This is a genomic window from Virgibacillus sp. 7505 (assembly GCF_002272135.1).
Lineage (GTDB): Bacteria > Bacillota > Bacilli > Bacillales > Amphibacillaceae > Terribacillus.
The window spans coordinates 1-249 of sequence record NZ_NPBF01000244.1 but is presented as its reverse complement, the minus strand read 5'-3'; the positions used below and the strand labels follow the sequence as shown (position 1 = coordinate 249).

The following is a 249-nucleotide window of genomic DNA, read 5'->3' as shown; positions in this document are numbered from 1 at the left end:
TTTTTATGCACGTGTTGCAATCGAGACTACTGTTTATCCGAACTTCCGCAGCAAAGAATTGCGCGAAGCATACAAATCGGAGGATGCGGTTGAGGTAGCTAAAAAAGTCCTTTCTGTTGGAGGAGAATACAATAACTTTATTGCAAAAGCGATGGAAGTAAACGGTTTTGATGACACAATCGAGGATCTTGAAGAAGCAGCAAAAAACTCATAAGAGAGGGAAACCGCGAGGCAACGTATTTCTACTAC

The 249-nt window shown here is 41.8% G+C and carries 1 protein-coding gene; it reads left to right on the top strand.

All coding sequences use genetic code 11. From position 1 onward, the window contains the following. On the top strand, positions 1 to 214 hold a 214-nt coding region (locus CHH91_RS18795; RefSeq protein ID WP_483372418.1), incomplete at its 5' end, for a phage tail assembly chaperone. Positions 215 to 249 lie beyond the last annotated feature (35 nt).